At 31.9% G+C, this 24,561-nt stretch carries 22 protein-coding genes and 1 other RNA gene; 10 read left to right on the plus strand and 13 right to left on the minus strand.

Translation table 11 applies throughout. From position 1 onward, the window contains the following. Positions 1–5: 5 nt before the first annotated feature. On the minus strand, positions 6–563 hold the full coding sequence (locus tag AC4FQX_RS01175; RefSeq protein ID WP_491165831.1) for a YeeE/YedE family protein: 558 nt from the start codon (positions 561–563) through the stop codon (positions 6–8). A gap of 323 nt (positions 564–886) precedes the next feature. Between AC4FQX_RS01175 and AC4FQX_RS01180 the strand changes: the two genes are divergently transcribed. The 3 genes from AC4FQX_RS01180 to AC4FQX_RS01190 all read left to right on the plus strand — a co-directional run bounded on the left by AC4FQX_RS01180 (position 887) and on the right by AC4FQX_RS01190 (position 3,285). Then, positions 887–1,342 carry a 2-dehydro-3-deoxyphosphooctonate aldolase gene (locus AC4FQX_RS01180; protein WP_491165832.1) on the plus strand — a complete coding sequence of 152 codons (456 nt, stop codon included), beginning with the start codon at positions 887–889 and terminating at the stop codon, positions 1,340–1,342. Between the two features lie 247 nt (positions 1,343–1,589). Further along, positions 1,590–2,408, plus strand: a complete 819-nt coding sequence (kdsA, locus tag AC4FQX_RS01185) for a 3-deoxy-8-phosphooctulonate synthase (protein WP_491165833.1) — start codon at positions 1,590–1,592, stop codon at positions 2,406–2,408. 28 nt (positions 2,409–2,436) lie between these two features. Beyond that, positions 2,437–3,285: a hypothetical protein gene (locus tag AC4FQX_RS01190; protein WP_491165834.1), complete on the plus strand. Its 849-nt coding sequence runs from the start codon at positions 2,437–2,439 to the stop codon at positions 3,283–3,285. Between the two features lie 77 nt (positions 3,286–3,362). Here the strand turns inward: AC4FQX_RS01190 and AC4FQX_RS01195 are convergent, their stop codons facing one another. Together AC4FQX_RS01195 and AC4FQX_RS01200 are read right to left on the minus strand one after the other, a co-directional pair. Next, positions 3,363–3,719 (minus strand): hypothetical protein, encoded by a 357-nt coding sequence (locus tag AC4FQX_RS01195; RefSeq protein ID WP_491165835.1) that lies wholly within the window; start codon positions 3,717–3,719, stop codon positions 3,363–3,365. A 97-nt stretch (positions 3,720–3,816) separates the two neighbouring features. Next, a complete protein-coding gene (locus AC4FQX_RS01200) occupies positions 3,817–4,389 on the minus strand; it encodes a pentapeptide repeat-containing protein (protein ID WP_491165836.1) in 573 nt (190 codons plus the stop codon). A 207-nt stretch (positions 4,390–4,596) separates the two neighbouring features. Here AC4FQX_RS01200 and AC4FQX_RS01205 point away from each other — a divergent pair, with 207 nt between their 5' ends. The 3 genes from AC4FQX_RS01205 (at position 4,597) to creD (ending at position 7,027) form a co-directional block, all read left to right on the plus strand. Beyond that, entirely contained in the window at positions 4,597–5,205 is a 609-nt protein-coding gene (locus AC4FQX_RS01205) for a hypothetical protein (protein WP_491165837.1), read from the plus strand. A 1-nt stretch (position 5,206) separates the two neighbouring features. Beyond that, positions 5,207–5,503 (plus strand): winged helix-turn-helix domain-containing protein, encoded by a 297-nt coding sequence (locus AC4FQX_RS01210; protein WP_491165838.1) that lies wholly within the window; start codon positions 5,207–5,209, stop codon positions 5,501–5,503. A gap of 159 nt (positions 5,504–5,662) precedes the next feature. After that, positions 5,663–7,027: a cell envelope integrity protein CreD gene (gene creD, locus AC4FQX_RS01215; RefSeq protein WP_491166301.1), complete on the plus strand. Its 1,365-nt coding sequence runs from the start codon at positions 5,663–5,665 to the stop codon at positions 7,025–7,027. Positions 7,028–7,160: 133 nt separating this feature from the next. Here creD and AC4FQX_RS01220 read toward each other — a convergent pair whose 3' ends face one another. The 4 genes from AC4FQX_RS01220 to AC4FQX_RS01235 form a co-directional block, all read right to left on the minus strand. After that, entirely contained in the window at positions 7,161–7,775 is a 615-nt protein-coding gene (locus AC4FQX_RS01220; protein WP_491165839.1) for a GNAT family N-acetyltransferase, read from the minus strand. Positions 7,776–7,896: 121 nt separating this feature from the next. Beyond that, positions 7,897–8,469 (minus strand): GNAT family N-acetyltransferase, encoded by a 573-nt coding sequence (locus AC4FQX_RS01225; RefSeq protein ID WP_491165840.1) that lies wholly within the window; start codon positions 8,467–8,469, stop codon positions 7,897–7,899. A 360-nt stretch (positions 8,470–8,829) separates the two neighbouring features. Beyond that, complete coding sequence (locus tag AC4FQX_RS01230) at positions 8,830–10,467, minus strand: MFS transporter (protein WP_491165841.1); 1,638 nt, start codon at positions 10,465–10,467, stop codon at positions 8,830–8,832. 249 nt (positions 10,468–10,716) lie between these two features. Then, positions 10,717–11,919, minus strand: a complete 1,203-nt coding sequence (locus tag AC4FQX_RS01235; RefSeq protein WP_491165842.1) for an NAD(P)-dependent oxidoreductase — start codon at positions 11,917–11,919, stop codon at positions 10,717–10,719. A 268-nt stretch (positions 11,920–12,187) separates the two neighbouring features. Here AC4FQX_RS01235 and AC4FQX_RS01240 point away from each other — a divergent pair, with 268 nt between their 5' ends. Next, positions 12,188–13,387: a serine hydrolase domain-containing protein gene (locus AC4FQX_RS01240; RefSeq protein ID WP_491165843.1), complete on the plus strand. Its 1,200-nt coding sequence runs from the start codon at positions 12,188–12,190 to the stop codon at positions 13,385–13,387. Between the two features lie 82 nt (positions 13,388–13,469). Continuing rightward, positions 13,470–13,867: a transfer-messenger RNA gene (gene ssrA / locus AC4FQX_RS01245) on the plus strand. A gap of 56 nt (positions 13,868–13,923) precedes the next feature. On the opposite strand, the gene AC4FQX_RS01250 is transcribed toward ssrA, so the two are convergent. Beyond that, complete coding sequence (locus tag AC4FQX_RS01250) at positions 13,924–17,766, minus strand: M43 family zinc metalloprotease (protein WP_491165844.1); 3,843 nt, start codon at positions 17,764–17,766, stop codon at positions 13,924–13,926. Positions 17,767–18,128: 362 nt separating this feature from the next. On the opposite strand from AC4FQX_RS01250, the gene AC4FQX_RS01255 reads away from it, so the two are divergent. Then, positions 18,129–18,974, plus strand: coding sequence for an AraC family transcriptional regulator (locus AC4FQX_RS01255; RefSeq protein WP_491165845.1), 846 nt, complete (start codon positions 18,129–18,131; stop codon positions 18,972–18,974). Between the two features lie 54 nt (positions 18,975–19,028). Here AC4FQX_RS01255 and AC4FQX_RS01260 read toward each other — a convergent pair whose 3' ends face one another. Further along, the gene (locus AC4FQX_RS01260) at positions 19,029–19,235 is read right to left on the minus strand and encodes a hypothetical protein (RefSeq protein WP_491165846.1); all 207 of its coding nucleotides are present in this window, start codon (positions 19,233–19,235) and stop codon (positions 19,029–19,031) included. A 296-nt stretch (positions 19,236–19,531) separates the two neighbouring features. On the opposite strand from AC4FQX_RS01260, the gene hemN reads away from it, so the two are divergent. Next, complete coding sequence (hemN, locus tag AC4FQX_RS01265) at positions 19,532–20,896, plus strand: oxygen-independent coproporphyrinogen III oxidase (protein ID WP_491165847.1); 1,365 nt, start codon at positions 19,532–19,534, stop codon at positions 20,894–20,896. 91 nt (positions 20,897–20,987) lie between these two features. Here the strand turns inward: hemN and AC4FQX_RS01270 are convergent, their stop codons facing one another. Genes AC4FQX_RS01270 through AC4FQX_RS01285 form a run of 4 tightly spaced genes read right to left on the minus strand, consistent with a single transcriptional unit; the run spans position 20,988 to position 24,558 of the window. After that, entirely contained in the window at positions 20,988–21,701 is a 714-nt protein-coding gene (locus AC4FQX_RS01270) for a sulfite exporter TauE/SafE family protein (RefSeq protein ID WP_491165848.1), read from the minus strand. 2 nt (positions 21,702–21,703) lie between these two features. After that, positions 21,704–22,156: a FixH family protein gene (locus tag AC4FQX_RS01275; RefSeq protein ID WP_491165849.1), complete on the minus strand. Its 453-nt coding sequence runs from the start codon at positions 22,154–22,156 to the stop codon at positions 21,704–21,706. A gap of 19 nt (positions 22,157–22,175) precedes the next feature. Continuing rightward, positions 22,176–23,588, minus strand: a complete 1,413-nt coding sequence (gene ccoG / locus AC4FQX_RS01280; RefSeq protein WP_491166302.1) for a cytochrome c oxidase accessory protein CcoG — start codon at positions 23,586–23,588, stop codon at positions 22,176–22,178. A 13-nt stretch (positions 23,589–23,601) separates the two neighbouring features. Continuing rightward, positions 23,602–24,558, minus strand: coding sequence for a cbb3-type cytochrome c oxidase N-terminal domain-containing protein (locus AC4FQX_RS01285; RefSeq protein ID WP_491165850.1), 957 nt, complete (start codon positions 24,556–24,558; stop codon positions 23,602–23,604). Between the last annotated feature and the right edge of the window lie 3 nt (positions 24,559–24,561).

Below are 24,561 nucleotides of genomic sequence, written 5' to 3' on the forward strand. Positions count from 1 at the left end.
TTATATTAAAAAATTAAAGGTAACAGTAAGTGTACCATGATTAAACCTCCCAGAAAAAATCCTATGACTGCTATTAATGAAGGTATCTGTAAATTACTGAGTCCGGAAATAGCGTGACCGGAAGTACAACCTCCTGCATAACGGGTTCCAAAACCAACTAACAGACCTCCTATTAACAGGATCAGAAACCCTTTTGGTGTCTGAGCAGCTTCTGGACTAAACAAAGCATCAGGAACTAATTTACCTTCAGGAGCGTCTATTTTCATTTTAGATAATTGTTCAATCGTAACCGGGTTAATATTTACTCCGTTTCTATTACTTAAAATATGGGTTCCGATATATCCTCCAATGATCATTCCTGCAACAACTATTAGGTTCCAACGCTGACTTTTCCAGTCAAATCTGAAAAAATCAGAAAATTTTCCGGCTCCGGACATTGTACAAAGTGTTCTCAAGTTAGAAGATATTCCAAAATTTTTTCCAAAATAAGTGAGGAATAACATACATATTCCTATTATAAATCCTGACACATACCATGGCCAGGTTTGGTAAATCCATTCCATAATAAATTATATTTTTTTACAAAAATACAAATTACAATTTAAGTGTCATGTAACATCTATTACAATAGACAATATTTGATATACGATATGTAGAGAAAAGAAACAAGAGCCAAGAATCAAGATGTAAAGTATTCAGTTTACAGTCTCAGTTCACAAACCAACAACTAACAACTAACAACTAACAACCAACAACCAGCAGTTTACAGTCTCAGTTCACAAAGCAAAACTATCAACTATCAATTAAAAACTATCAACTATATGGATGAATATCTTATTTTTGCACTATCAAACAGTGTATATAATACATTTACATTAGATTAATTATGAAAAAAAATATTTTAATTACCGGAATAGTATTGATATTGTGCGCCACTTCATGTATTAGCACAAAATCAACGATTAAAAATATTGATGATACTGTTACTGCTCCGAAAATAACAGCAGATAATCGTTTTGAAATCACAAAATTCAGTACAGATAAGAAATATGGATATCATCAGAACTATCCTGTGAATGTAGGCTTTACAACATTAAAGGAAGGTACTGTCAATGAAAATCGTTTTCTAAATGCTTTACTGGGACCAAATGGTGAAAAGATTACTTATAAAAAAATCGGTAAATGCTGTCCTTTTCCTACTAAGAAAACAGAAATGGGCGGTGGTTTACTGGATCAGTATGAAATTATATGGGAAGGACAAGGAAAACCGGTGATCTTATATCTTGATATGTATGAAAAAGGGGAAATAATGGTTCCGGTAGGGTTCACTCTTAAAAAATAAATTCTAAATCAGACAAAAGTATTCTGATTACCTCAAAAAGCGCTTGATAATAGCCTTTTAAATTTCTGTTTGACTCTTCGTTAACCAACAAATGAAATAAAATAAGATCATTTTCTGATTAATATACTTAAACAATTGATAAAAAAACAGCTTCTTTTATAAAAAAAAGCCTATTTTCTGATGGACTGAATTATTGATATTACGATTAAATTAATTAGTATCTTTGCAAAGTTAAAAAACAGGAAAAATGAACTTACAAAATATACCACAAATTAAACATTTAGACAGCGGAAATTTCTTTTTATTAGCTGGTCCCTGCGCTATTGAAGGTGAAGAAATGGCAATGAGAATTGCTGAAAAAATTGTTTCTATTACTGATAAGTTACAGATCCCTTATGTATTTAAAGGATCGTTCAAAAAAGCAAATCGTTCAAGAATTGATAGTTTTACCGGAATTGGTGATGAAAAAGCTCTAAAAATATTACAAAAGGTATCTCAGACTTTTGGTGTTCCGACAGTAACGGATATTCATACTAATGAGGATGCAAGAATGGCTGCAGAATATGTTGATATTCTACAAATCCCAGCTTTTTTAGTTCGTCAGACCGATTTAGTGATAGCTGCAGCTGAAACCGGAAAAACAGTAAACCTAAAGAAAGGACAGTTTATGAGTCCTGAAAGTATGAAACATGCTGTACAAAAGGTATTAGACTGCCAGAACGATAAAGTAATGGTCACAGACCGGGGAACTATGTTCGGTTATCAGGATATGATAGTTGATTTTAGAGGTATTCCAACTATGAAACAATATGCTTCAACCGTTCTGGATGTAACTCACTCTTTACAACAACCGAATCAGTCAGTCGGTGTAACAGGAGGACGCCCTGATATGATCGAAACGATTGCCAAAGCAGGAATTGCTGTAGGAGCAGATGGTATTTTTATCGAAACCCATTTTGATCCTGCTAATGCTAAAAGTGATGGTGCTAATATGTTGCATTTAGATTATTTAGAAGATCTAATGACTAAATTAGTTGCTATCAGAAAAACAGTAAATACATTTTAAAATTCATTTATAACTAAAATTAATTAAATTGAAACATCCATTACAAATAGTTGTGTTGCTTTTTGTGTTTTTTTCACTACACACCTTTGCTCAAGATGCAGCAATAACTCCGGAAAAATACACTGCTCATAATAAAGGTAAATTCTATATTTACTGGGGAGGAAACCGCGGTCATTTTACAAAATCTGATATTCGTTTCAGAGGTGATAATTATGACTTCACTTTACAGGATGTAAAAGCTCATGATAAACCAAAAGGGTATCATGTTGATTATATCAACCCAGGTAGAATGACTATTCCTCAAACAAACTTTCGTATAGGTTATTTCATCAGTGATAAATATAATATTTCATTGGGTATTGACCACATGAAATATGTAATGACTCAAAACCAGACTGCAAAATTAAACGGTACAATCAATATTCCGGGAGGAAATTTTAACGGAAACTATACTGATTATCCTCAGCAGCTTACTGAAGATTTCTTAACTTTTGAGCATACTGATGGTTTAAACTATGTAAATATTGAAGTTGCAAGGGTTGATGATTTTACTTCTCTTCTTTTTGGATGGGATACTGACAAAATCCAGTTAAACGTTACTGAAGGTATCGGAGCAGGAGTTTTATATCCAAAAACAAACACCATGCTTTTAGGAAAAGAACGATATGATGAATTTCATATTGCGGGTTACGGAGTATCTGCTAAAGCGGGTCTGAACGTAACATTCTTTAAACACTTCTTTGTTCAGGGAGAACTAAAAGGAGGATATATTAATATGCAGGACATTAGAACAACACAAAGCAAATCGGATAAAGCTTCTCAGGAGTTTTTCTTTGCTGAAACAATTCTTACGGTCGGAGCAATATTCAGAATTTAAAGAAATCTAATTTTAATTTTTTACAATATAGAAAAGGCATCCGTTTTACGAGATGCCTTTTTATTTTCAATATATCTTTAATATTCTATATCACGAACTGTGATATAATTATCATCTTCCATTCTCCATAGATCTCCTTTCACCTCTATAACATCACCTATCTTCACCGTTTTGAATTGTTCCGGATTATCCATATTTGGAATACTTATAGTTATAAAATAAACTTTTCTATCCTCTGTTACCAGTTTGGCAGTATATCCATCCTTGCCATAATCCATCTCTTCTACTTTTCCTTGTACAGATATAGTTTCTGTTTTGTCTATTAATTCTATAGAATCCACGGATAAATTCGATTCTTTTGCCTTATTAGAATTACAACTTATCAAAAACAGTACTGCTAAAGACAATACTCCCTTTATAATGTTCTTTTTCATAGTGTTTTTTTACCGTTATTAAAAATATTGTTCTTTATAACGATACAAATATAGTTAATAAACTCATAATTACGAGAATAAAATTAAGCGAAAAATATTATTCTATTCTCAAATCATATTTTGCTAACAGATTAATTACATCTGGAAATGAAAATTTTGCTTTTTGAATATTGTTAAGCTCCGGATCAATATCGTAATTTCTAGCTGTTTTAAAATCAGTTTGTCTTAGGTCGGTAGTATTAAATACAGCTCTCTGCAAATCTGAATTTTCAAATTTTGATCCGGTTAGAATTGTTTCACTGAATACCGTTTCTCTTAAGGAACAATTCAGAAACTTCGTTTTTGGCATTTTTTTCCTGATAAAAGAACTATAATCCAGAATACTATTTTCAAAACTCACACTAAACAGAAAATCATCACATTCATTAAAATTAACACCTAACAGTTTACAATCTCTAAAACTGATTGTATTCATACTTGTTCCTTTTAATTGTATCATTGCCATATTACAATTGATAAAATCACATTCGTTGAATCGGTTACCGGAAAAATTACTATTGGAAAAATCACAATCTGTAAAAATACAGTTGTCAAATTCTCTTCCTCTGATAGATTGATCTGAATAAATAATTTTATTGAATTTTTTATTAACATGAATGAGTTCTTGCATTATAGAATAAGTATAGAATTAAGTACTCAAATTTAATGATAATAGTTGGTTTAGTTGATAGTTTACAATTGATAGTTGATAGTTTTGAATACTGGAAACTGGAACTGAAAACTTATTTATTGCTCCGCTAACTTTAAACCGAATTTGTAAAAATAATTTGGCTGTTCCATAATTTATACTTTACTTTGTATCTCAAAGTACTTTAAAATGAAGAAAAAATATTTACAGGACATACATGAAATAAAAAATATGATGAACAGATCATCTCAGTTTATTTCTTTAAGTGGACTTTCAGGTATATTAGCGGGTATTTATGCCTTAATTGGTGCTTTTATAGCTAATTCTATATTAAACAAACATGTTGGTCGCTATGTAACTCTGGAAAGTAGTACTTTTAAAAATATAATGCTGACTGCCTTTATTGTTCTGATTCTTTCTGTAATAACAGCTGCTGTATTAAGTGCAATAAAAGCAAAAAATCAGGGGGAAAAAATATGGAATGCCACTTCTAAAAGACTAATTATTAACTTTCTTATTCCATTAGTAACTGGTGGCATTTTTGCTTTACTTTTATTAAAGAATAAATCATATGGTTTAATAGCTCCGGTAACTCTGATCTTTTACGGACTTGCTTGTGTTAATGCCAGTAAATATACAGTTAGAGATGTTCGCTATCTAGGAATAACAATTACTTTTTTAGGATTATTAGCTACTAATTATTCCGGAAATGCTTTGTACTTTTGGGCTTTTGGATTTGGTTTTTGTCACATTCTTTACGGAACTATAATGTACTTTAAATACGATAGAAAAAAATAATTTGAAAAACATCTTATTAAATATAAACAAAGCTTTTGATCATAGAATTCGTCTTGGTATTATGTCAGTACTCATGGTAAACGAATCTGCTGATTTTACTACTCTCAAAGAGCTTCTGGGGGTTACAGACGGTAATCTGGCAAGTCACACTAAAGCTCTTGAAGCAGAAAATTATATTGTAGTGGAAAAACAATTCATAGGAAAGAAACCAAACACACGTTATATCGCAACAAAATCCGGAAAAAAAGCTTTTAGAGAGCATATTGAAGCACTGGAAAAACTAATACAAAAAGGTTAGCTCTTTTTTTTACATAACAACTTTGAAATTCAAAGAACTTTTTAAAATAAAAGATAAAATAATAGATATCGTATTCTATTCATCAAAATACTGAATTTACCGATACAGAATATTCGAGATACTTTTTCAATCACTTAAATTATTAATTATTTAAAACAAATCATCATGGAACAACCTACAATCAACACCAACAAAGTCCGATTCTGGCAGTCTAATACCGTACGCATTGCAATGGTGGGGATATTGACCTTAATTCTATTAATTCCGCTGAGTATAGTCCGAAACCTGATTACTGAAAGAGCTTACAGGGAAAAGGATGTTATTAATGAAATCAATGATAAATGGGGAGGAGAAGTTTATTTCTATGGTCCTGTTTTAAAAGTCCCTTATAATTCCTATACTGAATCACGCTTAATAGATGAAAAAACAAAGGCGGTAATAATTGAAAAAACAAAGGAAATAAAATATGCCTATTTCTTTCCTGAGGAACTGGTCAATACTACTGATGTAGAAACAAAATTATTAAAACGAAACAATTATGAATCAGTTGTATTCACTACTAAAATGAACTTTAAAGGTAAATATATCCAACCGGATTTTAGTGCCAAAAATATTCATGCTGAAGATATTCTATGGAAAAATACAACTATACTGATACAAACCGGTAATTTAAAAAGTATTAAAGATGAAGTAAAAATTGAACTGGCGGATAAAGAATATACTTTTGAACCTATTTACAACTATGATTCCGGTACTATAGTTGAAGCTCTTGAAACTCCATTTTTAGATTTTGAAAGCCTATTGAATAACGAAGCTGTTTCGTTTGATTTTAATATCAAATATAACGGAAGTAAACAATTATCACTGGTACCAATAGGTAAAACAACGGAAGCCCGAATAACGTCTAACTGGCATTCTCCAAGCTTTAACGGCAATTTCCTCCCAAATGATAAAACGAAGAAGATAACGGATAACGGATTTGAAGCGGACTGGAAAATACTGCATATTAACAGAGCTTTTACACAGTCTTCGTTTGAAAGGCTTCCTGATTTGAAACAGTATGCTTTTGGTGTTGATTTTGTTATTCCGGTAGATGAATATCAGCAAAATGAACGTGCTTCTAAATATGGCTTTCTTATCATTGGGCTGACTTTTCTGATCTTCTTCCTGATACAATCTATCAGTAAGATCAAAATTCATATTTTTCAGTATACAATGATTGGTCTGGCATTAATCATGTTCTATACTTTACTGGTATCTATAACGGAACACAGTAATTTCTTAAAGGCTTATATTATTAGTGCTGCTGCTGTTATAATACTGATCTCTCTCTACTCTGTTTCTATATTAAAGAATAAAAAATTCCCTGCTTTTATAGGACTGGCATTAACGGCTCTGTATACTTTTATATTTGTAATTATACAAATGGAAAATTATGCTTTACTTGGTGGCAGCATCGGTTTATTTATTATTCTTGCATTAGTAATGTATTTCTCCAGAAAGATCGACTGGAATGCGAATTAATATACGTTATTTTTAGAAGAAAGATATTATAATATATGTAGAGATGCGTTAAAACGCATCTCTACTCTACCATGTAGGTTTTGTAATTATTAATATATAAATGTTACCTTATAAATTTCTGTACCAAACATAATTAATACTTATAAATAAAAAAGTAAAAACTATAACCAAAATCTGCTATATTATAAATTTCAAATCTATTTTTTTTATAAAAATCTATATTTCTTATTGTTGAAGTTTCTAGGCATATCGCTTGTGTTTTTCCTTTATAGTACTCAATAATTTCTTTTAAAAATTTACTCCCTATTCCGTTACCCTGTTCTTCTTCTTTAACTCCTAAAAACCATAATTGAACAAAATCTATATCTTTAGGTAAGGAGCTTTTTGTAATAACTTCTTTTAAATATACTTTCTTTAAATTAAACAATCCAACTACTTCAAAAACAAATTTTATATCTTGAAATATTGATCCTAATGTTGTCGTTTTTCTCTTAGTATCTATCATTATTGAACAGGCTGTTTCTTCTTCATTAAAAAATACCTCTCCAAAATATTTTCCATTATATAAAGCATAATCCATTAACTTAGAAATATATTTTTCTTTTTTAGATTTCAGTACATAATTAATTGATTTATTATCTTTAAATGCTTTAGTCAAAATAGCATTAATTATTCTATACTGATCTTTAGTTGCTTTAATCATATCATAATTTTTAAATTTTAGTTTTCTTATTTTTAAATATGTCACCAGACCTTTTATTTCCTTCTTTCATTTCTATCATACATGCTTTATGTAATGTGCCTATTGTATACTTGTTGCAACGACTTTAGTTTTTATTTCATCTACACTACAGAAATAAATCTCTGTATTAAACATCTTTTTTCATAAAGTAAAGAGGGTAATCTAATTCTAACGTTTGATGAAAAATTGAAAATCCATTTTTTTTATAAAATTTCACATTTTCATCAGTTGTTGTCTCAACGTATATAAGATTATTCTTGTAGTTATTCAATGTTTTTTGCAACATATGAGAACCTATTCCCTTTCCTTGTAAAGAAGGCGAAACTCCCATTAACCATAAATGTTTAAAAACTTCTTTAGGATGTTGTTTATTTAAAATTCTCTCCCTTTTTACAGTTTTAAAAATATTATCAATACCTATACAATTAATAACTAGCTTAAAATCCCAAATTAAATTGATTAAATTAAAATGAACTTTATTTATATACAATATACAGGCACTTTTATCTTCATTTACAAATATTGTCCCATACTTCATAGCCATATCAAACTGATATTCCATTAAAGCCATCATCCTACTACTTCTATTTTTATCTTTTTTAATGGTATAATTAATTGAATTTGGAATTAAAATATCAATAAAACAATCATGTAATAATTTTACAACAACTTTTTTATCTAACTGATTTGCTTTAATCATATCATGATTTTTAAATTTTAGCTTTCTTGTTTTTAAACATGTCACCAGACCTTTTATTTTGATCTAAAAAAATTAAAACAAAACTATAATATTAGCATATATATATTAAATAAACTAACAAAATAAGACAATTTATAGACTGTATTCTATAAAAATTCATTTTTTAAGAGTTTAAAATAAGGATAGCTCTTGATTTATTTAAAAAAATAATATATCTAATGTTAAGCTAACTAAATGTAAAAAGCGATTAATTATAGGTTTTACCTCATAATTAATCGCTTAAAAAGAAACTATATTTTAGATTTTAAGAGCTAATAATCAATCACAAATAACTATCAACTATACACTGTCAACTATCCATTAAATTGCATCTACATCAATATTCTGTTTTTTCAGAATTCCTTTTACAATAAAAGCAAATGCAGCGAGATAAACAAAGCATAGCGTAGGAATAATATAGGACTGATGAATTCCTATTATATCTGCTAATTTTCCCTGTAACGGCGGAATTATCCCTCCTCCTAATATCATCATAATCAAAAAGGCGGAGCCTTGTGTGGTATACTTTCCTAATCCTGTAATGGCTAAACTGAAAATGGCAGGCCACATAATGGATAACCAGAGTCCTCCTGCTAAGAAAGCATAAATTGCAACCATTCCTGAGGTTACCATTCCGATAACCATGGAAATTGTTCCCAAAACAGCAAATATCATAAGGGTTCTTGCGGGTTTATCTTTGCAGATGTAAAAAGCAATAATCTGAACAATAACGCATCCTATAAAGTAGTATAATGGTCTGATATCTTTTCCTGTAATATAATTTACACCCAGAATAATCCCAAAAGCAATAATCGGTAATATCAGGGTCAGTATCTTTTTAGTTTCATTTTTAAAATCAAATGCACTGATCGCTCCTGCCCAACGTCCGATCATCATACTTCCCCAGTACATTGATACATAGGGTCCTATATCTGAAGCCTGCATTCCTCCAAAATCTTCTAAACTCAGCAATTCTCCGAGATTACTTCCAATAGCTACTTCTACTCCAACATAAGTGAACAATGCTATCATCCCTAAAACCAATTGAGGGTATTTCATAGCGCCCCATCCTTCTCCGTTCTTTGATGCTTTCTGATTAGCAAATAATAAACCCAGAATAATAACAAATAAAGCACCTGTTAACCAATACATTCTGTGATGTTCTATTTCTCGTAATTCTTCAATAGATATATCTGGATTCAGATTGGAATAACTTGCAAAAATTGGAGCAAAACAAATAATCAATAGTAAGGTAATAACAGAAAGGGCAATAATTGCTTTATTACTTTTCTCGATATTCTCAGAAGTTATGCCTGTTGGAATACTTTTAGATAAACCAATAATTAAAGCACATATTAAAAATAATCCACCCACTGTTGCGTATAAATAACTGATCGTGCTCAATCCGAGATTTTTAATTTCTTCGTCACTAACGCTTACTACTCCAAATAGAACGAAGGTCACAACAATGGGACCAATCATCGTTCCAAAGCTGTTAATTCCTCCTCCCAGATTGACTCTTGTCATTCCTGTTTTAGGATCACCAAGACTGTAAGCAAAAGGCTGTGCTGCTGTTTGTTGCAATGAAAAACCTAAAGCAACAATGAATAAGGCAAAAAGAATAGCGGTAAACCCTCCAAAATTAACAGCAATAATCATCAGTATCGCACCAATCAGAGAGAAAAGTAATCCATACACAATGCTTTTCTTATATCCCCAGGCTCCCACCAAATCTTTACCGGAAAAAGAACCGAATATATATAATCCCAATGCACCTAAGTAATACGCTCCATAGAAAGCAAAATCTATTAATTGGGACTGAAACTGATCCAGATTAAAATAGCTTTTACAAAAAGGGATAAATACACCGTTACTTGCTGCTATAAATCCCCAAAAAAAGAAAACACTGATAAGAGTGAAAAGTGCTGAATAGTTGGTTTTAACCTGATCTGTACCCATTTTATTTTTGATATTATTTTTGATCTCTGTTTATAAAGGTCACAAAAATAACATTCCTTTCTTTAATTCATAATTTATAATGGATTAATTTATAATTATTGGATGTTTTTTAGTAATTTAAATAACAAGATAAACAAAAAACAAACAAATTCTTTTTCTGTAGACAAAATCTATTCTGAAAGATCAAAAAGAGAGTGTCTGACTAATTATATTTATTATTGGTTCTTCTGGCTAGGATTTAAGATTTTTTTATTTACCATCTACATAGTTCTGCAGATATTTGAATCTTTCTGTTAGCTTACCCTTTTCAGTCATTTTTGCCCGATGTAGTATTCCGTCTTTGTCATTATTTAAAAAAGCCGGAACGACATGTTCAACAAACATATCTGAAAACCCTTCACTGGCATCTTTTGGAATTTCACAAGGTAAATTATCTACAGCCATCACTACTATTGCAGCCGGATGAAATATATCTACTTCTTTTTCTTCCTTTGGGTGATATCCATATAAAGGTTCTGCTATTGTCGAAGTACGAAGAGTGGTTACTATTGGACCATTTATATCACAGGATATATCTGCTATTACTTTAATCTTACAATCTTTAGCTTTTACCATTTCTCCGGTAAGGATTACGGGAGAATCATTTGCAGCAAAATGACCGGTCATAAGAATCTCGGCAACTTTAGAATATTTTTCAAAATCAGATTCATATTCTCCTGGATTGGTATAAAAATCCTGTTTATCAAAAGGTTTTCTGTCTTTTCGAATCATATAATCCGCAACCCCTATCTGAGTATAAACAGCTGAAGCGTATATTTTAGTCAGAAAGTTTTCTGGAGTAACCTGTTTGATCTTCATGGCATCCAGAATCTCTTTGATTCCTGTAGGTACTTTTCCATTTCCGGTCACAACAATCTTTATCGGAGGAAGAACAACTCTTTTCAGTTGTGTAATCAAACCTTCTCGACAGCTTAAGGTCTCTGCTTTGGGTAATTTAAATAACTCAAATTTTATTCCAAAGGCTCTTATTCCGTTATATGCCCCTACAATTCCGGCATATCTTCCAAAACCAATCAGCCTCTTATTATTCTGATCCACCATGGTTTCATGATCATACAGTTCAATATTCTTTTCTAGAATTGTCTGAAGTAATTTTCTATTAAAGGCTTGTTTTTTAATAGTATGGGAAAAGAATATATATTTCTTATTGGGAATTAAAGCATCAACAGGAACTTCTTTGACTCCAATCAGTACATCACAATCACTCATATCTTTAGAAACTTCAAACCCTAATTCTGAATATTGTTCATCTGTAAATATTCTGTTATCGGAACTTTCAATTTTTACAGTGATCTCCGGAAACTTTTCTTTCATCAGAACTAATTTTTCGGGGGTAAGAACAACTCTCCTTTCCGGAGGTGTTTTTCTTTCTTTTATAATTCCAAACTTCATTTTATAATTTTTGAGATGAGATAAATGAGACTACATTTTCTGAAAAATAATTTTTTAAAAGTATAAATTATATGTAATTAATTAACTTTTATTATATTATTTGTTTCAAATATAACAAATTAAATTTTAAAAAGCAATAGTAGCAGAAAACACAAAATGATTTCTCAGATAATATGAAGTCAATTAAATTAGTTTGTTAAGATTATTATAAAAGCAATTTTAACAGTCTGTTTCTTTGTCTATATTTGCGCTATAAGCTCCTAACAAAATGAACCAGATTTTAACCGCCCTACGTACACCTTCTATTTTATTCCTTCTTATTTTTCTTTCCTGCAATCAGCAGAGTAAAACAAAAACTCCTAAACAAAATTCAATAATTCTTCAGGATTCTGTTTTTAAAATCTCTCCTCTGAATTTAAAATTGACATTACTTGATTCTTCTTATTGTAATGAAAAACATAAAGCTATTCAGAAATATTACCAGGAGAACTGGACAAAAAATAAAATAAGCGGAAGCTTTTTAGTGGCTAAGAATGGACAAATTCTTTTTGAAAATTATCAGGGACTTGCTAATAAAAAGAAAAATATTTCAATAACATCAGAAACCCCAATACACCTTGCTTCTGTGGGTAAAGTTCTAACTGCAACTGCTGTATTAAAATTAATAGATGCTAAAAAACTTGATCTGGATCAAAAAGTAAATTCAGTTCTGAGCACCTTTCCCTATTCGGATATTACTATTAAAACGCTTCTGAATCATCGAAGTGGTTTGCAAAATTATGCTTACTTCACTGAAAACAAAAAGATATGGGATTCAAAAAAAATGTTATCTAATAATGATATTCTGATGTTACTTGGAAAACACCATATACCATTAGAATTCAGACCGGATACGAAATTTAGTTACTGTAATACTAATTATACGATACTTGCTTTAGTTATTGAAAAAATAACGAATATGAAGTATCCGGAAGCTATGCAAAAAATGATATTTGAGCCTCTGGAAATGAAAAACACCTTTGTTTTTGACTACAATAAAGACAGAGAAACATCCAGTATATCTTATAAAACAGATAATACGGAATATCAATTAAATTATCTGGATAATATTTATGGGGATAAAAACATCTATTCTACTCCCAGAGATTTGCTGAAATTTGATCTGGCAACTTATTCTAAACAATTTTTAAACCCTGAACTGGTAGCAGCTGTTTTCAAAGGGTACAGTTATGAGCATAAAGGAACAAAAAATTATGGTTTAGGAATTCGAATGATAGAATGGAATAATGGTCAGAAACTATTTTATCATAATGGCTGGTGGCATGGAAATACTACATCTTATGTGAAACTAAAAAACGATACTGTTACTATAATTGCATTATCAAATAAATTTAATCATAAAACTTATAAAGTAAAAAATCTGGCAATTCTTTTTGGAGATTATCCTTTTGAACTGGATAGTGAATAGTGGTAATTACAATCTTATTGTTTTATCTTCCTTTTTTAAATTCATTATTTATAATATAATTTATTATCTTTGCATCCCATTTGGGGTCGACTGGTTTTGACAGCGAGTGGAATTAAACGGTAAGCACGTCGAGCGCTGAGACACAGCTCGTAAATATCATGTTTTACACTTTTTAAACGGCGAAGAAAACTACGCTCTAGCTGCATAATCTGAACTATAGTAAGATTAGCCTTGTCCCTACCAGGTAGGGAAGCAGGATTCCTCTTGAAAGCCTTGATTTGTGGCGTTCAGCAAAGAGGAACCGTAAAAATAAATCTAGGGATCTTCTTGTTTCGCGGAGATTCTGACAACTAAGAGACTAAGTATTGTGTGGCTGTTTCTGGCCTTGCTCAATAACGAAAATCTAATCAGGAAATAAACGTGTAGAAAACTCTTTGATTGCTTGTTTGGACCCGAGTTCGATTCTCGGCGACTCCACAAAACAAAAGGGGAAACGAAAAATCGTTTCCCCTTTTTCATTATAATAAAACCTATAATTACTTAATCAATAACTTTTTATATTCAGTAAAACTACCATCTGTAGCCACTACAATATACACTCCTTTTTTAAGGTGATGTACTGCATAAGAAGTTGTTTTTTCTAAAACACCTACTACTAATCCGGTAATATCATAAATTGTTATTTTTACATTTGATACATCCAGATTGGTGAAATTAAAATTAACTACATCTGAAGTCGGATTCGGATACATGGTAAATGATTTTTTAATACCTGTCTGATCTGACCCAGTACTACCTGATTGTAAATCAACCGTAAATGGAGTACTCCATAGACTTACATCGGTAGCATTTTTAGCTCTGACTCTAAACTCATATACAGTTTGCGTACCTTGTTTCGGAATCCATAAATAATAGGTCATTGAAGTTCCAAAAGTGGTCCAGCCTATAGTTGAATTATTTAGTTGTACTTCATAATCTATTGCATTTGCAACTGTATTCCATGAACTATAAAATCCTGTTGAATAAACACCTGAATTACCAATATTGGTTGGTGTTGCCAATATCGGTGTTGTTACCGTACCTGAAACGACTGTGTAATCTTCTACTTCTCCGTCAACAATAGTACCACAAGCTGTTGGGTTAGCATTATATTTCATTACAATACGCATTCTTGTTGATCCTGTAAAGTTAACTGGTGTGAAACTACCTGTAGCAGTACCGTTAGAAGAAACTCCGTCAATTACTCTTTCTGAAGCTTCAAAAACATTGTTTTTATTGTAATCAATCCAAACTCCCCAATATTCTAAATAGGCATCTCCTGAAAAACCAGGCACCAAACTTACGCTTGTACTCGTATTGGGTGTTAATGTCACCACTTTAGATGAGTAATCTGCATAACCACCAGTATCTTTACCGGAGGTATGATTAAAACTTCCGATAGTTACTGAATTGATATATTCATATTTGTTATCTGCCTGCGTGGTACAATAAGCTGAACTGGCAGTAACAGTAGCAGAAACTTCGTTAGAATAAGCGGAATAAATTGTATTTGCTTTTGCACGAACTCTGTATTTATAGGTATTTCCGACTGTTAAACCTGTATTGGTATACGTTGATACCGTACTTGACAAAGTTGCAATTTCAGCAAAAACAGTATCTGCTCCGGCTCTTTCTATTACAATATTTGTAGCATTTACAGCATTGTTCGTCCATGTCAATTGTACTTCTAAGTTAGCACTATTAGCTATTGCGGCTAAACTTGTGGGCGCTAAAACGGTTGTTCCGGTTTGTGTTCCTGCCTGAATCGGTTCATTGGGTTTAGTGTTATATGCATAATCCAAAACGGTATAACCAACTCCGCCGACATCTACTTTTATGTGCATCCAGCCATAACAGGTACGTCCTCTGCTCTTATATTCAAAACCTACATATCCTGTCTGATTATCCCATGTTGTGTAGCTTGCCGTTCTCAGATCTAACTGGTCAGGATAAGCTGCACCAGGAGCTACAAAACTACTTGATACACCTATTGAGGTTCCTTGATTAATTAAAGTAATATTTCTGGTTCCGGGCTGACAAACTAATCTTTTACCATAGGTTTCCATTTTCAGAGCAGCTGTTGCAAATTGCCATGCTCCATATTCTGTATCGTCACCAATTCCTAAATCAAAATACTGCCAGGTCTGAGTTGCGGAAGCCACATAATCTGTATTATTTACATAAAAAATACCATATGGCGCATCAAATTTTAAATTAATGGTTTTAGAAGAGCTGTCAAGAGTTGCAAGTCCGCCAGTTATAGCAGCATCTTTCAGTGTAATCGTCACTACAGCATTATTTGTCGGAATATGTGCTGTAGCTTTTCCTGTAAAGGAAACTACAACTTTATTATTCCCCTGAAGTGTCAATATTGCGGTTAGTCCTGAAGGAACTCCGGTAATCAGATAATCGGTTCCTACAGTAAATGTTCCGCTGCTTTTAGTAAATGTTCCATTGTTCGTCGATAATGAAATCGTACTTGTTGCTGTTACACTACCATCATTGGACTCTGCTTCATACAAAACACCATCTGATAAAGTAACGGCTGTTTTAGCCGTCATTCCTGTATAAATTGGTGTATTGGGCTGTGTATTATAAGCATATTCAGAAATAGTAAAACCATCACCATCAGCTGCTACATCAACCTTAAACCAGCCATAACAGGTTAATCCGTCAATCTGGTATTCGAAACCAACGTAACCGGACTTCCCATCCCATGCTGTATAACCTGCTGTTCGCAAATCTAACTGATCCGGATATGCTCCGGGAGCAGTCATATTACTCAATGGTCCAACCGCTACATTTTGGGCTAATAAGGAAATATTTCTTGTCCCTGTCTGACAAACTAACTTTTTACCATAGGTTTCAATTTTTAAAGCATTCGCAACATAACGCCAAGCTCCAAATGAAGTGTCATCTCCTTTTTCTATATCAAAAAATTTCCAGGTTAAATCTGAAGAAACTGTAGCATTTGGCATATCTACAAAAAATATCCCGTAAGGATCTGTAAATTTTAAACTGTAAAATAGTGATGTACAAGTTAAATCAGCAGTTCCACCAACAAAAGCAGCAGACAAAAATGTAATCCCGGCTGTTGTATTGTTTGCTACAGTATGATTCGTTGCTTTCCCGGAAAGGGTCACTGTTACTTGTCCACTTGAATTAACGGTAACAATCGGTGTAATTCCTGCCGGAAAAGTGTGTGTAAAATGCGTTCCGGCTAACATTGTTCCTGAACTAAGAGCAAACGTCTTATTTCCACTAATAGTTATTGTTGAAGAGGTATTAAAAGAACCGTCATTAACAACTGCTTCTTTAAAAGTTGTACCGGCTACTGCTAATGCACTTCCTGTTAAATTTACTCCTGTATCTATTAAATTCTGGGGTTGCCAGAGTGTAATTCTTGCAGGATGCTGCAAAGCTGCCAGCATTCTGTCTATCTGCCCCTGAGTATACATTTTATAACATCCTTGTGCACCGTTATAACCCATATAATTTTCAAAATTTACCTTATCTCCGCTACAATTTGTCCCTGGAGTACAGGCAAGTGTATGCTTAGCATCTTCTGCAGGGGTGTCATCAACTTCATCGGTACCGGAACAACCACCTTCAAAAGTGTGAATTAAGTTCATAAAGTGACCAAATTCATGAGTCAACGTTGCAGAAAATTCTTTGTTATAAGAATTATCATAAAGATAGGCTCCGTTAAAAACAACACGTGCTGTATTATTGGCTGTCATAGCGGAATTTGGATACCATGCCACTCCGGAATTATTATAAACGTCTTCGTTATATAAATCATTCTGAATATAAACGTTCATGTATTTAGTGTTATCCCATGCATCTGCGGCAATTTGATCGTCATAACCGCCACCGTTTCCATAACCGTTTTTAGCCGGATGAAAAACTACTCCTGAGGTACAGCCTCCATTAGGATCAATTTTTGCTAATTTGAATTCAATCTTCAAAGTTCCTCTTCTTGCCTGAAAAAAAGGTTCTACAGTCTGATAATCTGCATTTCGACCATTAAAATCATCATTTAATTGAGCTAAATGATTTACAATTTTTTCATAAGTTACTGTTTTACCGCTTTGTACTTCTCCATAAATATGAAAAACTACCGGAATGGTATAGGTAACATCCCCTTCTTTTGATGTTTTACTTTTACGTTGAAGTACAAACTTTTTACTAAAAGCGTCAAAATCTTTTTTCTCCTGAAGTGAACTCGGATCAGCCCGATACACTTTAGCATTTTCTTCTGTTGTCCGACAAGGAAGTCCTTGTCCACTAATTTTTGCTGTCATAAAAATCAGCAATAATGCTAGTAATTTTATTCTCATAATTATGTTTGGGTTAATTGGTTAACTCCAAAATTACCATGATAGGCTTTAAATTATTGATACTATCTTAATTAGAAACAATACATAATTAATAACTTTTTAAGTTAAAAAAAATACTCTATAAAAAAACAAACTTATTTATCTTATAATTTAAAGACACTTTTGAATATTTACTACATAAAAAACAGAATCTAAATAAAGAGTCACTAGTTTACTATAATCTAACCATACTTTTCCTTAAATAATCTTATAATTAACAGATATAACAGATACCTATAAGATGTTCCTACAAAAAAACAAAAAAAATACTATTTTTTTAAGCTAAATAAAATATATTTGACTGTAATTAAGCTGTCCCAATCATGAAAGTTTTTCCGTTTAAAATTCCAAAATCGGGGGAAAATCCTCTTATATATCAAGAGGACAGAGAGCTTGTCTTTTATGACAAACTTCACCAACACGAAGAAATTCAGATAAGTTTTATCGAAAAAGGAAAAGGTAATATTTTTGTCAGGGACACTATTTCACACTATCAGGAAGGGGATATAATAGTCATAGGCAGTAATTTACCTCATGTTTTTAGAAGTGAAGTACATGAAAACGAATCATCTGTTATGCTCACATTATTTTTTACAATGAATTCGTTTGGAAAAGATTTCTTTAGCCTATCTATCTTTAAAAATATTTATCCTTTTCTGGAAAGCAGTAAAAATGGGTTTATAATTCATAATACTCCAAAAAAAATTACCGGCTTATTTAAAAAATTAAAAAAAGCTGATAATTATGTGCGTTTTATTCTGTTTTTAAAAATTATAAAATGGCTTTCCGATAATGAAAAAAAACAACTTTCCAATTATTTATACGATAAAAAAATCATTGATAATGAAGGAAAACGGATGCAAACTGTTTTTGAGTATGTAATGACTAACTTCCATAAAAACATAAATCTGGACGAAATTGCTTCGATTGCTAACATGACCAAAAATGCTTTTTGTCACTATTTCAAAATCCGAACTAAGAAATCTTTTTTTCAGTTTTTAATAGAAGTAAGAATTGAGCATGCTTCAAAATTATTAGCAAATAATAGTGAGCTTTCTGTTTTAGAAATTGCTGAATTATGCGGTTTTAATAATATCTCTAATTTCAATCGAAAATTTAAAGAATTAAAACATACATCGCCATTGCAATACCGAAAGTTAAATATATAAATTTACTTTTTAAAATCTGATAATAACCTAAAAGCTAAATCGAACAGAATTCTATTATCCTTTATGATATTTCCCCAAGCAATGCTTACAGGCATTAATGTGTTTATATATCTTTTCTGCTGATTCTATAGCCTCTTTACTGTGGTTATATTCACCTAAATAGTCTCTTATAAAATATAATGGTTCAAACAAACATCCTTCTTTATGAATCTCAAAATCACCATTTGGCAATCTTTGTGTTTTAACATAATATTTACACATAATAAATTAAGATTTTAACCAGCTAATATATTAAATATAATATTCTTAAAAAAATAATTATCATCTATATTTTTATAGATAATAAACATAAAAACATCTAATTTAGTGAAAAATAAATGTGTTTACCCTGTGTAAAGTCTCTCTAAAGAATACTATAGCCGAAAAATATTATCACTATTTTGTTAAAACACAAAGCTTCCTTAATTCTATATGTTTATATTTTGTTTTAATATGATAATTGTCATTTTTATGAAATAGAGTTTTCCTTAATTTTGTTTTCATCAAACTTACAAATAATGACACCTACCCTAATTGAAAAATATAACGTACCGGGTCCTAGATATACTAGCTATCCAACAGTACCTTATTGGGAAGAACAACAGTTTTCAAAGCAAGAGTATATTAAAAGCATGCAAAAAGCTTTTATGGAAAGTAATAAATCTGAAGGTATCAGTCTGTATATACACCTGCCTTTTTGTGAAAGTTTATGCACTTTTTGTGGATGCCATAAACGTATAACAAAAAGACATGAAGTAGAAGACCCGTACATACAAGCTCTACTTAAAGAATGGGATCTATATTGTGACGTGTTAGGTGAAAGACCTGTTATCAAAGAAATACATTTAGGGGGTGGTACTCCTACTTTCTTTTCTTCTAATAATCTGGAGACTCTTATAAACGGGCTTTTTAAAAGAGCTGATAAAGCGAAACAATATGATTTTAGCTTTGAAGGTCACCCTAATAACACTACGCATGAACATCTAAAAAAATTATATGATCTGGGTTTCAGACGTGTTAGTTATGGTGTTCAGGATTATAATGAAAAGGTTCAGAAAGCAATCCACCGTGTACAGCCTTTCGCCAATGTAGCAAAAGTTACGCTCTGGGCAAGAGAAATAGGATATACTTCTGTTAGTCATGATCTGATATTCGGACTTCCTTTTCAGGAAGAAACAGATATTATTGATACTATAGAAAAAACAAAATCTCTTTTTCCGGATCGTCTTGCCTTTTACAGTTATGCACATGTGCCATGGATAAAAGGAAATGGACAACGTGGTTTCAAAGATGAGGATGTCCCTAAAGATGACCAGAAAAGAAAACTATATGAAATAGGAAAAAACATGCTTTCAGAAATAGGTTACCACGAGATCGGTATGGATCATTTCGCTTTTAAAGAAGATAAATTATATCAGGCTGCCCAAAATGGTGATCTACACCGTAATTTCATGGGATACAGTGCTTCTAAAACCAAACTGATGATTGGTTTAGGAGTTTCTTCTATCAGTGACAGTTGGTACGGTTTTGCACAAAACACAAAATCAATAGAAGAATACTATGAATTACTGGAAAATAAAGAATTCCCTATTTATCGAGGACACATTCTTACTGAGGAAGATCTGGTAATTAGACAACATATTCTGAATCTGATGTGCCATTTTGAAACCTCCTGGAATGAAAAAGAAACGTTATTTCCTGAAATCCCATCTATTATAGATCAACTGGAGGAAATGAAAAATGATGGATTAATTACTATTAATGATACTACTATACAGGTAACTGAAAAGGGAAAACCATTTGTAAGAAACCTTTGTATGGCTTTCGATCTTCGTTTAAAAAGAAAGACACCGGAAACAAAATTGTTTTCTATGACTATATAAACTTATTCTTAATAAGTTAAAATTTTAGATTATTTTTTTTTAGACAAAAAGACATTCTTTGCTATTAAAGAATGTCTTTTTTATTTTTAAATTAACGTCCTGGAACCACACAATCAGGATTCTCCGTAACAAACAGACTCATATTAGAGGGAGAGATATAGGGTATTCCCAGCCCTAGACCTCTGAGAATAAAAAGCATACCAATGAATACAGCAATATAAGGAATTGCTTTCTGAATTTTATTTCTGACGGGAATAGACAAAAATGCTCCAATATAAACAACACTGGTCATTAAAGGAATGGTGCCTAAACCAAAAAGGATCATATAAAGAGATCCTTTAAGCGCAAAACCCATTGCAATTGCTCCGAATAAAGCCATATAAACCATTCCACATGGTAAATAACCGTTTAACAGACCAATGATAAAAAGGGACTTGAATGATTTTTTTTTGAATTGCTGACCTAAAGAAGATTTAAGCCTGGAGATAATCTTAAAGACAGGTCTGGAAAAATTATACTGCTGGAATTTTTTTTCCGGAATCAGAATAACGATAATCATCAATATCCCGATAATAATGGATAACTTCTGCTGTATTCCTGCTAAATATAATCCTTTCCCCAAAAAGCCAAAAGTAAGACCTATGCTAGCATAGGCCATTAATCTTCCGAAATGATATGTAAATATCTGAAAAAACTTTTTTACAGAGTTATTATGATCTATCGGTAACATCATTGCGATCGGACCACACATGCCCACACAGTGAAAACTACTAAAAAGCCCTAATACAACTGCAGACCATAACATATCTATGATTTATAAGTTAAAACATCTTTAAAATAGAAATCCTTTTTATCGGCTTTCCAGTTAATAATAATGTCCCAACGACCATCTACAAGACTACTTTTAGGTATGAGTATGTATGAATCAGATAAAGAAATAGGTATTTCAAAATCCAGACGCTTGTTGGATGGTCTGTATAGGGACACTGTTCCTGTAATTTCCTTTGGATCGAATTCCTTAGGAAATTCTATTTTTATACCTTCATCAGATGTAATTATCTGAATATTAGTAGCTAAATCCCTACCATTACGTTCTCTGTTCAACTGATTCTCAAAGACTAATTCCTGCTTATAATACTCATCAACGACCATCTCATTATCATACTTTGTATTCGTCTGAACTTTTATAACAAAATACATAATAAAGCTGATAAAAAGAGCAAATGCAATTACTATAGCTGTTCCCCAATTGATTTTCATAATATTGTTTTTTATTAAATTAAAAACTTCTTGGACCTAAGAAATTGGTTGTAGTAGTTTCGAGTTCTTCCTCTCCATTGTATATTCCAATTTTCAATTTGGTCTTATCTCCTTCTAATAAAGACTGCTTTATCTCAATAAATAACGTTCCCTGAACCATTCCTTCTTTCTGAACTTTAAAGTACTGATCTCTTACCATTTTAATTTCACCTTTGGGAGATAATAATCTGAAATGAATACTATCCATATCTTTAACCGTTTTATTGATCATTTTGTAAGTAAATACATTGCTGATATTTTCTCCTTTATGTTCAAATAACTGACCTGGTAATCTCAAAATCGTTGTTTCAACACTTGTTCTTAGGAATAGCATCCCTACTAATAACCCACACAGAATAACAAGTACGGCAGTATATCCTTTTAATCTGAGTGTAAACCGGAAAGGTTCTTTTTTAGTAATTTCATCTTCTGATGCATATCGTATTAAACCTTTTGGTAATTCGACACTTTCCATTATATGATCACACTCATCGATACATGCTGTACAGTTCACACATTCTAACTGGGTTCCGTTTCTGATATCAATACCTGTAGGACAAACATGAACACACTGGAAACAATCAATACAGTCTCCTTTACCTGATGTAACTCTGTCTTCTTTTTTATTGAATTTAGCACGTCCTACTTCTTTCTCGCCTCGTACGTGATCATATGCAACAATAATTGATTTTGTATCCAGTAAAGCTCCTTGTAATCTTCCGTAAGGACAAACAATAATACAAACCTGTTCTCTGAACCATGCAAATATGAAATAAAATACAGCTGTAAAAATTAATAAAGCTATGAGCGTATTTATATTCTCTAACGGTCCTCCGTGAACCAGTTTCATTACATTATCACTACCTATAACGTAGCATAAAAAAACATTAGCAATTATAAAAGAGACAATGAAAAAAATGAACCATTTAAAACCTTTTTTTCTTATTTTCTCTCCATTCCAGTCCTGTTTTGCTAATCGAATCTGCGCTCCTCTGTCTCCTTCTATCCAAAATTCTATTCTTCGGAAAATCATTTCCAGAAAAATGGTCTGCGGGCAAATCCAACCACAAAAAATTCTACCAAAAGCAACAGTAAAAAGAGCAATAAATACTAAACCAATTATTATTGATATAACAAAAAGGTAAAAATCCTGTGGCCAGAAAGGAAATCCAAAAATATTGAATTTCCTTTCGATCACATTAAATAATAAAAATTGGTTACCTCCCACTTTGATAAATGGTGCCGACAATAAAAATGCCAACAATGTGTAACTCACATATTTTCTATAATTAAAAAACTTACCTTTTGGTTTTTTAGCATAAATCCATGCTCTTTTACCCTCTTCATTTATTGTTCCAATACCATCTCTAAAAGATTCATCTGGTTGTCGCATTGCCATTTAGCATTTAGTTTAAAGTTACAGCTGTTGAATTGGTTACAGTAACCGGAGCTTCTTTATCATCTGCTCCTCCTTCTGAATCCATAGCTGGAGTCCATATAATATCTCCTTCTGGTTCTTTAGGATTTGCCGGAGTAGTTCCCTGCAGACTTAAAATAAAACTTGCTACTTGTTGTATTTCTGATGGTTTTAAAACTGCTTTCCAGGCTACCATTCCTTTACCGTCACGTCCACCTTCTGTAATAGTATGGAAGACATTTTTAATTCCTCCTCCTAAAATCCAGTGATCGTCTGTAAAGTTAGGACCAATCCCTCCTCCTCCATCTGCCATATGGCATACAGCGCAGTCTCTGTCAAAAATTGCTTTGCCTTTAGCTAAATCTCCTGCATCTGTCAATAGTGTTGCATTATTTGCATCAATTAAATCTACAGCTGTTTTCTTATATTCTTCAATTGCAATCTGGGCTGCTGCAATTTCTTTATCAAATTCTGCAATCTGATTATCGCCTCCTAATACTTCATATCTTACAAAATATATTACTGCAAACACAATTGAAATATAAAAACCATATATCCACCATGGTGGCAAAACGTTATCCAGCTCTTTGATACCATCATAATCATGATCTAATAGCAAAGTTCCTTCTTCATCAATTGGTTTACTCTTTGTTAATGTTTTCATTAATCTCTTCATGAAAGCACTTTCTTTAATTCTAACTTTTAGAGGCTGATCCTGTTTCTTTTTCTCTTCCTCTGAAAGTAAATGATACGTAATATTATCGATTGCACTTATCATAATTTCTAATGCAATCAAAAGTATCACGAATGCAACTAAAAAGACTGTTATAATCGGATATTCAATGAAAGCAGGTTTATCGCCGGAATCAACCACATATTCGATACCAAGGAAAACTAAACCGAATATTAGGGGTACCCTAACGTATGATGGAATTAATTTTTTCATTTT

The sequence above is a fragment of the Flavobacterium sp. AK-301 genome, from assembly GCF_058310215.1.

What these genes read in the sequence shown, in the direction of transcription:
- AC4FQX_RS01275 (WP_491165849.1), bottom strand. Translation starts at nt 22,156, where the DNA reads ATGAAAATCAATTGGGGAACAGCTATAGTAATTGCATTTGCTCTTTTT.
- kdsA (WP_491165833.1), top strand. Translation starts at nt 1,590, where the DNA reads ATGAACTTACAAAATATACCACAAATTAAACATTTAGACAGCGGAAAT.
- AC4FQX_RS01205 (WP_491165837.1), top strand. Translation starts at nt 4,597, where the DNA reads ATGAAGAAAAAATATTTACAGGACATACATGAAATAAAAAATATGATG.
- AC4FQX_RS01200 (WP_491165836.1), bottom strand. Translation starts at nt 4,389, where the DNA reads ATGCAAGAACTCATTCATGTTAATAAAAAATTCAATAAAATTATTTAT.
- AC4FQX_RS01175 (WP_491165831.1), bottom strand. Translation starts at nt 563, where the DNA reads ATGGAATGGATTTACCAAACCTGGCCATGGTATGTGTCAGGATTTATA.
- AC4FQX_RS01250 (WP_491165844.1), bottom strand. Translation starts at nt 17,766, where the DNA reads ATGAGAATAAAATTACTAGCATTATTGCTGATTTTTATGACAGCAAAA.
- AC4FQX_RS01260 (WP_491165846.1), bottom strand. Translation starts at nt 19,235, where the DNA reads ATGTGTAAATATTATGTTAAAACACAAAGATTGCCAAATGGTGATTTT.
- AC4FQX_RS01235 (WP_491165842.1), bottom strand. Translation starts at nt 11,919, where the DNA reads ATGAAGTTTGGAATTATAAAAGAAAGAAAAACACCTCCGGAAAGGAGA.
- AC4FQX_RS01180 (WP_491165832.1), top strand. Translation starts at nt 887, where the DNA reads ATGAAAAAAAATATTTTAATTACCGGAATAGTATTGATATTGTGCGCC.
- AC4FQX_RS01230 (WP_491165841.1), bottom strand. Translation starts at nt 10,467, where the DNA reads ATGGGTACAGATCAGGTTAAAACCAACTATTCAGCACTTTTCACTCTT.
- AC4FQX_RS01195 (WP_491165835.1), bottom strand. Translation starts at nt 3,719, where the DNA reads ATGAAAAAGAACATTATAAAGGGAGTATTGTCTTTAGCAGTACTGTTT.
- AC4FQX_RS01270 (WP_491165848.1), bottom strand. Translation starts at nt 21,701, where the DNA reads ATGTTATGGTCTGCAGTTGTATTAGGGCTTTTTAGTAGTTTTCACTGT.
- AC4FQX_RS01285 (WP_491165850.1), bottom strand. Translation starts at nt 24,558, where the DNA reads ATGAAAAAATTAATTCCATCATACGTTAGGGTACCCCTAATATTCGGT.
- hemN (WP_491165847.1), top strand. Translation starts at nt 19,532, where the DNA reads ATGACACCTACCCTAATTGAAAAATATAACGTACCGGGTCCTAGATAT.
- AC4FQX_RS01225 (WP_491165840.1), bottom strand. Translation starts at nt 8,469, where the DNA reads ATGATTAAAGCAAATCAGTTAGATAAAAAAGTTGTTGTAAAATTATTA.
- ccoG (WP_491166302.1), bottom strand. Translation starts at nt 23,588, where the DNA reads ATGCGACAACCAGATGAATCTTTTAGAGATGGTATTGGAACAATAAAT.
- AC4FQX_RS01255 (WP_491165845.1), top strand. Translation starts at nt 18,129, where the DNA reads ATGAAAGTTTTTCCGTTTAAAATTCCAAAATCGGGGGAAAATCCTCTT.
- AC4FQX_RS01240 (WP_491165843.1), top strand. Translation starts at nt 12,188, where the DNA reads ATGAACCAGATTTTAACCGCCCTACGTACACCTTCTATTTTATTCCTT.